The following is a 6,821-nucleotide window of genomic DNA, read 5'->3' as shown; positions in this document are numbered from 1 at the left end:
AGATGTGTATAAGAGACAGGGGCGGGATCGGGTCGAGCGGCAGATGCACTGATCCGGTTTGCCGCTGAATACCTGTGGGAGCGAGCAAACTCGCTCCCACAGTGTTTTCTGGTGTGCTTACAGAACCGAAGCGGTCTGCGGCGCTCGCGGTTGTTTGTAGAGATCCAGCAGCACCTGATCCAGCACCGACGACGCGCCGAACGGTGCCTTGTCGTTGAGGATCGCCACCACGGCCCAGGTGTTGCCGTTCACGTCGCGGCTGAAACCGGCGATGGCGCGTACGGTGTTCAGGGTGCCGGTCTTGACGTGGGCTTCGCCACGCATTGCGGTGGTCTTCAGGCGTTTACGCATGGTGCCGTCCATGCCAGCGATCGGCAGCGAGCTGATGTACTCGGCCGCGTAAGGGCTGTGCCACGCAGCTTGCAGCATCGCGGCCATTTCCCGGGCGCTGACCCGCTCGGCACGGGACAGGCCGGAACCGTTTTCCATCACCAGGTGCGGCGCGGTGATGCCTTTTCTCGCCAGCCACTGGCGGACCACGCGCTGCCCGGCCTTGGCGTCATCGCCGTCGGCTTCGTTGCGGAATTTCTGGCCAAGGCTCAGGAACAGCTGCTGGGCCATGGTGTTATTACTGTATTTGTTGATGTCGCGGATGATTTCCGCCAGATCCGGCGAGAAGGCACGGGCCAGCACTTTGGCGCCGCTTGGCGTCGGCGCCAGACGGTCCTTGCCCTGGATGCTGCCGCCCAGTTCCTTCCAGATCGCCCGCACGGCGCCAGCGGTGTAGGTCGCGTGGTCGAGCAGCGACAGGTAAGTCTGCGAGCTGCAGCCTTCACCCAGTTGACCGGCAACGGTCACCGTCACGCTGCCATCGGCCTGCGTTACCGGGTTGTAGCGCACGCCGCCGGTGCACTGCTTGGAGTTGAGCGCCTTGACGGTGTTCTCGATCTTGATGCTGGCAATCGGCGGTTCTACTGAAATCAGTACCCGGCCGCCGTCATTGCGGGCCACGAAGCGCAGGGCCTTGAGGTTGACCAGCAGCGAGTCGGGCTTGACCAGGAACGGCTTGTTCTCGTCATTGCCGTCATCGTTGAACTCAGGCAGTTGCGGTTGAATGAAGAAGCTGCGGTCCAGCACCAGGTCGCCGGTGATCTGGGTCACGCCGTTGGCGCGCAGGTCGCGCATCAGCAGCCAGAGTTTTTCCATGTTCAGCTTCGGATCGCCGCCACCCTTGAGGTACAGGTTGCCGTTGAGGATGCCGCCGCTCAGGTCGCCGTCGGTGTAGAACTCGGTTTTCCATTGATGGTTGGGGCCGAGCATTTCCAGCGCCGCGTAGGTGGTCACCAGTTTCATGGTCGAGGCCGGGTTGACCGACACGTCGGCGTTGTACACGGTCGGCGTGCCCGGGCCGTCCAGCGGCACCATCACCAGCGACAGGGCAGTGGGCTGCAGCTTGCTGGCCTTGAGGGCTTTTTCGACGTTGGGGGTCAGGGACGTGTTGATGGTGGCAGCGGAGACGGGCAGGGCCAGGGGAAGAAGAAGGCCGGCCAGGAGCAGAGGACGCAACGATTTGATCATATGAAATAAAACCCTACAGCCGAGGGGAAAAAGACGAGGACATGGATGAAAAGGCCCTCAGTGGTCATGAAAGTGTCGGCATTATGCCCCAAGGTGTAACAGCTTGTGCCTTTCCCAAGGGCGTCAATTCGTTATTTTTTTACGGGCGGTCGTACGCACGTCCCGGATAGGCGGGCAATCGCCGCCTTAAACTGGTAAAGTGCCGGCCGTTATTACTTAAGAGGATTGTTCCAATGGCGACTAACCGTTCCCAGCGTCTGCGCAAAAAACTGTGCGTCGATGAATTTCAAGAGCTGGGTTTCGAACTGAACCTGGGCTTCAAAGAAGACCTGTCCGAAGAAGCCATTGACGCTTTCCTCGAAGCATTCATCAAAGAAGCCATGGAAGCCAACGGTCTGGGCTATGTCGGCGGCGAAGACTTCGGTCTGGTTTGCCTGCAGAAGCGTGGCTCGGTCTCCGAAGAGCAGCGCGCTGCTGTCGAAGCCTGGCTGAAAACCCGCTCCGAGCTGACCACCACTGAAATCAGCCCGCTGCTGGACGTCTGGTATCCGGAAAAGCCGATCAACAAGGCTTGATTCCGAAATGAAGAACGGCGACCCAAGGGTCGCCGTTTTTTTATGTCTGCGTTTCAGCGAGGCCTCAGGCCTTGCGCCAGTTCAGGATCAGCAAGGTCAGCACCCCCGCAACAATCCCCCAGAACGCCGAACCGATGGAAAACAGCGTCAGCCCCGACGCCGTGACCATGAAGGTGATCAGCGCCGCTTCCCGTTCCTTCACCTCGGTCATGGCAATGCTCAAGCCATTGATGATCGAGCCGAACAGGGCCAAAGCAGCAATCGACAGCACCAGTTCCTTGGGCAGCGCGGCAAACAGTGCCGCCAGCGTGGCGCCGAACACCCCGGCAATCCCGTAGAAAATCCCGCACCACACGGCGGCGGTGTAGCGTTTGTTGCGATCCTCATGGGCGTGGGGGCCGGTGCAGATCGCGGCGCTGATCGCTGCGAGGTTGATGCCGTGGGAACCGAACGGCGCCAGCAACAGCGACGCAATGCCTGTGGTGGTGATCAGCGGCGAGGCGGGGACATTGTAGCCATCGGCGCGCAACACGGCGACGCCGGGCATGTTCTGCGAGGTCATTGCTACCACAAACAAAGGAATGCCGATGCTGATGGTCGCGGCGAGAGAAAAGTGCGGTGTGGTCCAGACCGGCGTCGCCACTTCCAGGTGAAAACCGCTGAAATCCAGCAGCCCCATGAAGCCCGACAGCGCGGTGCCGATCAGCAGCGCGGCGAGTACCGCATAACGCGGTGTCAGGCGTTTGACCAGCAGATACGTGAAGAACATCCCCAGTACCAGGCCGGTGCGGTGCTGCGCGGCGACGAAGATTTCGCTGCCGATCTTGAACAGAATCCCCGCCAGCAACGCTGCCGCCAGCGATGCCGGGATCTTTTTCACCAGGCGTTCGAAGCTGCCGGTCAAACCGCAGATCGTCACCAGCAAAGCGCAGGTGATGTAGGCGCCGATGGCTTCGCCGTAGGTGACGCCGCCAAGGCTGGTGATCAGCAGGGCTGCGCCGGGTGTCGACCAGGCAATGGTGATCGGCGTGCGATAGCGCAACGACAGGCCGATCGAACACACCGCCATGCCGATGGAAATCGCCCAGATCCACGAGGAAATCTGCCCGCTGCTCAGGCCCGCGGCCTGTCCGGCCTGGAACATCAGCACCAGCGAACTGGTGTAGCCGGTCATCATCGCGATGAATCCGGCGACGATGGCGGAGGGCGATGTGTCCGCGAAGGGGCGCAGTCGGGTGTGGGTGATTTCGTTCATGACAGCGGCGTTCCTTGTTCAAGCCACGGATTTCGGGTTTAAGCCTAAACTCAAACGTAACGATGCGTTGCAATACAGCCGAAGTCACAAATAGCCGTACAGTCGTGTTGCCACCTTCCATTGTGTACAATCGCGCTGTTTTTTACGCGATACTTGCCAGCGACCCACTGTGCCGTATTACAGTCACGGTCAATTCGCCGCCGCTCTTCCCGACTCGAGTGCCCATGAACGAACAGTTGCAACCCCTCAAGAAACAACCGCGAGCAGGCAAAGCCGGCCGCAGCGGAACCCAGGACGATATCGTCTATGCGCATATCTTCGAGGCCATCCTCGAACAACGCCTGGCGCCCGGTACAAAGTTGAGCGAAGAAGCGCTGGGGGAAATTTTCGGGGTCAGCCGCACCATCATTCGCCGCGCGCTCTCGCGTCTGGCCCATGAAGGCGTGGTGCTGTTGCGGCCGAACCGTGGCGCGGTGGTGGCGAGCCCGAGCGTCGAAGAGGCGCGTCAGGTGTTCCTCGCCCGGCGTCTGGTGGAGCGCGCAATCACTGAACTGGCGGTGCAGCACGCCACGGCCGAGCAGATTGCCGAACTGCGGCAGATGGTCAACGACGAACGCGACAGCTTCTCCCGTGGCGATCGCGGTGCCGGCATCCGTCTCTCCGGCGAATTCCACCTGAAACTGGCCGAAGCGGCGAAGAACGCGCCGTTGATCAGCTTCCAGCGCAGCCTGGTTTCGCAGACTTCGCTGATCATCGCCCAATATGAAAGCGGCAACCGCTCGCACTGCTCCTACGACGAACACACCCAGTTGATCGACGCCATCGAAGCGCGCAACGGCGAACTGGCGGTGGACCTGATGATGCATCACATGGATCACATCGACAGCAAGCTCAACCTCGACGAGGAAAGCGCGTCCGACGATCTGCATGCGGTGTTCTCGCATCTGTTGCAGGCCAAGAAACCGGGGCGGCCGGCGGCCAAGCTCTGAGCTGGCACCGTGTCGTGTCCATCGCGAGCAGGCTCGCTCCCACAAGGGAATGCATTGCAAATGTGGGAGCGAGCCTGCTCACGATAGCTTTCTGACAGGCAATAAAAATCCCCCGGACTGAAAAGTACCGGGGGATTTTTTATGCCTTGGGGAAACTCAGCGCTGGTGCACCAGCGCACCCGCCGCGTAGGTCTGGGCCACGGTGCGGTCATCGCCCAGCGTCATCAGCACGAACAACGTCTCGGCAATGTTGTTGGCCTGCTTCAGGCGGTAGCTCAGCAGCGGCGTGGCGTTGTAGTCCAGCACCAGGAAGTCGGCGTCGGAACCCGGTTGCAGGTTGCCGATCTTGTCTTCCAGACGCAGCGCCCGCGCACCGCCGAGGGTGGCGAGGTACAGCGACTTGAACGGGCTCAGGCGCGCACCTTGCAGCTGCATCACTTTGTAGGCTTCGTTCAGGGTCTGCAGCAGCGAGAAACTGGTGCCGCCGCCGACGTCAGTGCCGAGGCCGACGTTCAATTTGTGCTTCTCGGCCATCGGCAGGTTGAACAGGCCGCTGCCGAGGAAGAAGTTCGAGGTCGGGCAGAACGAGATCGCCGAGCCGGTTTCCGCCAGGCGCGCGCATTCGTCGTCGCACAGGTGCACGCCATGGGCGAACACCGAACGCTCGCCGAGCAACTGGTAGTGGTCGTAGACGTCGAGGTAGCCCTTGCGCTCCGGGAACAGCTCCTTGACCCACTCGATTTCCTTGAGGTTCTCGCTGATGTGGGTCTGCATGTACAGATCCGGGTATTCAGTCAGCAACTGGCCGGCGAGGGTCAGTTGTTCCGGGGTGCTGGTCGGAGCAAAGCGCGGGGTTACGGCGTAGTGCAGGCGACCCTTGCCGTGCCAGCGCTCGATTAGCGCCTTGCTGTCGACATAGCTGGATTCGGCGGTGTCGGTCAGGTAGTCCGGCGCGTTGCGGTCCATCATCACCTTGCCGGCGATCATCCGCAGATCGAGCTTTTCAGCCGCTTCGAAGAACGAGTTCACCGACTGCGGGTGCACGCTGCCGAACACCAGCGCGGTGGTGGTGCCGTTGCGCAGCAGTTCCTTGATGAAGATGTCCGCCACTTCATCGGCGTGAGCCTTGTCGCCGAACTGGCTTTCGCACGGGAAGGTGTAGGTGTTCAGCCAGTCCAGCAGTTGCTCGCCGTAGGCGCCGACCATGCCGGTCTGCGGCAGGTGGATGTGGGTGTCGATGAAGCCCGGGGTGATCAGCGCATCCTTGTGGTGAACGATCTCGATGTCCGCCGGCAGGGTCGGCAGCAGTTCGCTGGCGTGGCCGAGGGCGCTGATCTTGCCGCCATCGACCACCAGCAAGCCGTCCTCGAAATACTCGTAGGAGGCTTCGATGCCGACCTCGGCAGGGTCGGCGATGCTGTGCAGGATGGCGGCGCGGTAGGCTTTGCGAGTCAGAGGCATGAGGGTTCTCTAATCAGTTTGAGGCTTTGAGTGTGGCGGCCTGACTGCGGCGCGAAACCGGCAGCAGTTTGGCAATCGGTTCGGCGCTGGCGGTGTGCTGGCCGAAATTGGCGTTATAGGTGGCGATGATCTCGCCGGCGATGGAGATGGCGATTTCCACAGGCAACTTGCCTTTGACTTCGCTGATGCCCATCGGGCAGCGCATGCGTTGCACGACACTGGCGTCGAAGCCACGGTCACGCAGGCGATGTTCGAACTTGGCGCGTTTGGTCTTCGAACCGATCAGGCCGAACCAGGTGAAGTCGTTGCGCTTGAGGATCGCGGCGGTGAGTTCCAGATCCAGCTGATGGTTGTGGGTCATGACGATGCAGTAGCTGCCCGCCGGCAGGTCGTCGATTTCATCCACAGGCTCTTCGGCGACGATTTTACGCACGCCGTGGGGAATCTGTTCGGGAAATTCCTCTTCCCGGGAATCGATCCAGCGCACCCGGCAGGGCAGGCTGGCGAGCAACGGCACCAAGGCGCGGCCCACATGACCGGCGCCGAACACGGTAATCTGCGCCTGCACCTGGCCCATCGGTTCGAACAACAGCACCGTGGCGCCGCCGCAGCACTGGCCAAGGCTGGCGCCGAGGCTGAAGCGCTCCAGATGAGTGTCCTGCCTGCCGCTGGCGAGCATCTCGCGGGCGATCTGCATGGCTTTGTATTCCAGGTGCCCGCCACCGATGGTGTCGAACGTCTGGCGGGCGCTGACGACCATTTTCGAGCCGGCATTGCGCGGCGTCGAGCCGAGCTCTTCGATGATCGTCACCAGAACGCAGGGTTCGCCCTGGTTCTGCAGGTCGGCGAGGGCGTCGATCCAGTTGTACATGTTCACCTCGACATCTTCGTTGTCTGTTCGGGCCTCTTCGCGAGCAGGCTCGCTCCCACAGGGAAATGCATTGCAAATGTGGGAGCGAGCCT

General features: G+C 61.4%; 6 protein-coding genes. 2 read left to right on the top strand and 4 right to left on the bottom strand.

Annotated features, from left to right (window positions below; translation table 11 throughout):
* Positions 1-117: 117 nt before the first annotated feature.
* The gene (dacB, locus tag DXT77_RS02015; protein WP_119426432.1) at positions 118-1,578 is read right to left on the bottom strand and encodes a D-alanyl-D-alanine carboxypeptidase/D-alanyl-D-alanine-endopeptidase; all 1,461 of its coding nucleotides are present in this window, start codon (positions 1,576-1,578) and stop codon (positions 118-120) included.
* A gap of 233 nt (positions 1,579-1,811) precedes the next feature.
* On the opposite strand from dacB, the gene DXT77_RS02010 reads away from it, so the two are divergent.
* A complete protein-coding gene (locus DXT77_RS02010; RefSeq protein ID WP_119426431.1) occupies positions 1,812-2,153 on the top strand; it encodes a YggL family protein in 342 nt (113 codons plus the stop codon).
* A 64-nt stretch (positions 2,154-2,217) separates the two neighbouring features.
* Here the strand turns inward: DXT77_RS02010 and DXT77_RS02005 are convergent, their stop codons facing one another.
* On the bottom strand, positions 2,218-3,408 hold the full coding sequence (locus tag DXT77_RS02005; protein ID WP_065259728.1) for a benzoate/H(+) symporter BenE family transporter: 1,191 nt from the start codon (positions 3,406-3,408) through the stop codon (positions 2,218-2,220).
* A gap of 224 nt (positions 3,409-3,632) precedes the next feature.
* Between DXT77_RS02005 and DXT77_RS02000 the strand changes: the two genes are divergently transcribed.
* Positions 3,633-4,397, top strand: coding sequence for a GntR family transcriptional regulator (locus DXT77_RS02000; RefSeq protein WP_119426430.1), 765 nt, complete (start codon positions 3,633-3,635; stop codon positions 4,395-4,397).
* Positions 4,398-4,553: 156 nt separating this feature from the next.
* Here DXT77_RS02000 and guaD read toward each other — a convergent pair whose 3' ends face one another.
* Both guaD and xdhC read right to left on the bottom strand, forming a co-directional pair.
* Positions 4,554-5,858 carry a guanine deaminase gene (gene guaD / locus DXT77_RS01995; protein WP_119426429.1) on the bottom strand — a complete coding sequence of 435 codons (1,305 nt, stop codon included), beginning with the start codon at positions 5,856-5,858 and terminating at the stop codon, positions 4,554-4,556.
* Between the two features lie 13 nt (positions 5,859-5,871).
* Complete coding sequence (xdhC, locus tag DXT77_RS01990; protein WP_119426428.1) at positions 5,872-6,729, bottom strand: xanthine dehydrogenase accessory protein XdhC; 858 nt, start codon at positions 6,727-6,729, stop codon at positions 5,872-5,874.
* Positions 6,730-6,821: the final 92 nt, after the last annotated feature.

Origin of the sequence: Pseudomonas sp. 91RF, from assembly GCF_003576265.1 — a bacterium.
GTDB classification, from domain to species: Bacteria; Pseudomonadota; Gammaproteobacteria; order Pseudomonadales; family Pseudomonadaceae; genus Aquipseudomonas; species Aquipseudomonas kribbensis.
Note: the sequence above shows the minus strand (reverse complement) of the source record. Positions and strands in the feature narration are given on the sequence as shown.

Coding starts and splice junctions, on each gene's coding strand:
- DXT77_RS02000 (WP_119426430.1), top strand. CDS start 3,633: ATGAACGAACAGTTGCAACCCCTCAAGAAACAACCGCGAGCAGGCAAA.
- xdhC (WP_119426428.1), bottom strand. CDS start 6,729: ATGTACAACTGGATCGACGCCCTCGCCGACCTGCAGAACCAGGGCGAA.
- dacB (WP_119426432.1), bottom strand. CDS start 1,578: ATGATCAAATCGTTGCGTCCTCTGCTCCTGGCCGGCCTTCTTCTTCCC.
- guaD (WP_119426429.1), bottom strand. CDS start 5,858: ATGCCTCTGACTCGCAAAGCCTACCGCGCCGCCATCCTGCACAGCATC.
- DXT77_RS02005 (WP_065259728.1), bottom strand. CDS start 3,408: ATGAACGAAATCACCCACACCCGACTGCGCCCCTTCGCGGACACATCG.
- DXT77_RS02010 (WP_119426431.1), top strand. CDS start 1,812: ATGGCGACTAACCGTTCCCAGCGTCTGCGCAAAAAACTGTGCGTCGAT.